Origin of the sequence: Camelimonas fluminis, assembly GCF_014656355.1 — a bacterium.
Taxonomy (GTDB): Bacteria; Pseudomonadota; Alphaproteobacteria; order Rhizobiales; family Beijerinckiaceae; genus Camelimonas; species Camelimonas fluminis.
The window spans coordinates 1-2,634 of the sequence record NZ_BNCG01000106.1; the positions used below are offsets into that span (position 1 = coordinate 1).

General features: G+C 63.7%; 2 protein-coding genes. Both read left to right on the top strand.

Going from position 1 to position 2,634, the window contains the following annotated elements; genetic code table 11:
* Positions 1 to 180: 180 nt before the first annotated feature.
* Entirely contained in the window at positions 181 to 1,695 is a 1,515-nt protein-coding gene (gene istA, locus IE243_RS22490; protein WP_191321518.1) for an IS21 family transposase, read from the top strand.
* Positions 1,692 to 2,531: an IS21-like element helper ATPase IstB gene (gene istB / locus IE243_RS22495; protein ID WP_191321519.1), complete on the top strand. Its 840-nt coding sequence runs from the start codon at positions 1,692 to 1,694 to the stop codon at positions 2,529 to 2,531. The genes istA and istB overlap by 4 nt, the downstream gene beginning before the upstream one ends.
* Positions 2,532 to 2,634: the final 103 nt, after the last annotated feature.

Consider the following 2,634-nt stretch of genomic DNA (forward strand, 5'->3'; position numbering starts at 1 on the left):
TGCCGCGCGACAAACAGGGTGAGATTCCGCGACAATCTGGGTGAGACGCTGTGGTGGGGCTGAGACGGAGGGAGGGCGTAGCCCGACTGCAGGATCAGGCCCACCACAGCGTGCGCATGTGCGTCTGCGTTTGCGGTCGTCTCGGTAAGCTTGGGTTTTTCCATATGGAGAACCACCCTTGTGCCGGGTCGCCACTTAACCGATCAGCAGACGAGGCTTTTCATGAAGCTCCGACAGACCCACCCGATCGAGGTGGCAGCCGCGAAAGCGGGTGTCAGCCGCGCCACGGGCTATCGCATCGCACAGGATCCGCGGCTCCCGTCGCAGAATTCGAAGTCCCGTGAACGGCGCCGGCCTGACCCGCTGGAGGCGATTTTCGAGGCGGAGGTCGTTCCGCTTCTCAAGGAGGCGCCAGGGCTTCGTCCCGTGGCGATCTTCGAGGAGATGATGCGTCGCCATCCAGACCTGTCTCCTGGCATCCGCCGGACCATGGAGCGGCGCATCCGGGCCTGGCGCGCCCGGCATGGCGCCGAGCAGGACGTCATCTTCCGGCAGGTACATGAGCCTGGCCGGATGGGGCTTTCGGACTTCACCGACCTGTCGCCCATGGGGGTTACGATCAATGGCCAGCCTCTGGCGCACATGCTGTTTCACTTCCGCCTGCCATGGTCAGGCTTTGAACACGCCCATGTCATCCTGGGCGGGGAAAGCCATGTCGCGCTGGCCGAGGGGCTGCAGAATGCCCTCTGGTCAGCGGGTGGCGCGCCGTATCAGCATCGCACGGACAGCCTGTCAGCCGCATTCCGCAACCTTGACGCCGCCGCCGGGATTGACCTGACCAGGCGTTACGAAGCGCTCTGCGCCCATTACCGGATGGAGCCGACCCGCAACAACCGTGGCGTGGCCCATGAGAACGGCGCCATCGAAAGTGCCCATGGTCACCTGAAGGCCGCGATCCGTGATGCGCTGCTGTTGCGGGGGACGGTCGACTTCCCCGATCTGGCAGGTTACCGGGCCTTCATCGACGAGATTGTCGGGCGCAGGAACGCAGCGCGGGCCAGGCGGATCGTGACGGAGCGGGCCTGTCTTCAGCCCCTGCCGGCAAACCGCACGACGGACTTTGAGGAAGTGATCGTCACGGTCTCAAGCACCGGGGGCTTCACCCTGCGCAAGGTCTTCTACACCGTGCCCTCCCGCCTGATCGGCCACCGGTTGCGGGTGCGCCTTTACGATGACCGCCTCGAAGTCATCATGGGCGGCTCTCATCTGCTGACGCTGCCCAGGGGGCGCGCCCATCCTGACGGCCGGCGTGATCAGGTGGTCAATTACCATCATGTCATCCATGCCCTGCGCAGGAAGCCGATGGCGCTGCTGAACCTTGTCTATCGTGACAAGCTCTTCCCGCGCCCGGCCTATCGCCGCGCCTTCGAAGCGCTGTCGGGCCTACTGCCGGGGAGAATGGCATGCAAGATCACCGTCGAACTGCTGGCCCTTGCACATGACCGCGGATGCGAGCGTGAACTGGGCGAGGAACTGGACAGGCTGCTGGACAAGGGCGATCTGCCCGACCCGATGATCCTGCGTCGCCTGTTCGGTCCGGACCCGGCCGATTTGCCCACCATCTCGGTGCTGCCTGTCGCCCTCGACAGCTATGACGCGCTGGTCGCCAACGCCTGTATGGGAGAGGTCGCATGAAGAGCGCGCATCCCATCGACGAGGCCCGCCTCGGCATCATGCTTAACGAGTTGCGCCTGCCCACCATCAAGACCCTCTGGCCCCGGTTCGCCGAAACGGCCGATCAGGAAGGATGGCCCGCCGCGCGCTTCCTTGCCGCCATCGCCGAACATGAACTGGCCGAGCGCGCCAGCCGCAGGATCCAGCGTCACCTGGCCGAGGCGCATCTGCCGCCCGGAAAGACCCTGGACACTTTCGCCTTCGAGGCCGTGCCCATGATCTCAAAGGCGCAGGTCATGGCCATGGCCGCCGGAGACAGCTGGCTGGCCAAGGGCGCCAACGTGCTGATGTTTGGCCCGCCAGGTGGTGGGAAAAGTCATCTCGCGGCGGCCATCGGCCTGGCGCTGATCGAGAATGGATGGCGCGTTCTCTTCGCCAGGACCACAGACCTGGTCCAGAAGCTTCAACTCGCCCGTCGTGAATTGCAGCTCGAAGCCGCCATTGCCAGGCTCGACAAGTACGACCTGCTCATCCTTGATGACCTCGCATACGTCACCAAGGACCAGGCAGAAACCAGCGTGCTGTTCGAGTTGATCTCCGCCCGCTATGAGCGTCGGTCGGTAATGATCACAGCAAATCAACCCTTTGGAGAATGGAACAGGGTCTTCCCGGATCCAGCCATGACGCTCGCCGCCGTCGACAGGCTCGTCCACCATGCGACCATCTTCGAGATGAATGTCGAAAGCTACAGAAGGCGCACCGCGATCGAGGCAAAGCGAACCCGCGCGCGCTCCGCTGCATTCGCGACAACACTCGACACGCCCCAGATTGTCGCGGCGCGTCAATCAACCAGCTAACAGCCACTTGCCAGCGGCAATCAGGCTGATACCGTCAAAAATACCGCGACGTAGAATCTCACACTGATTGTCGCGCGCGTCGCATCCAGATTGTCGCGCCATA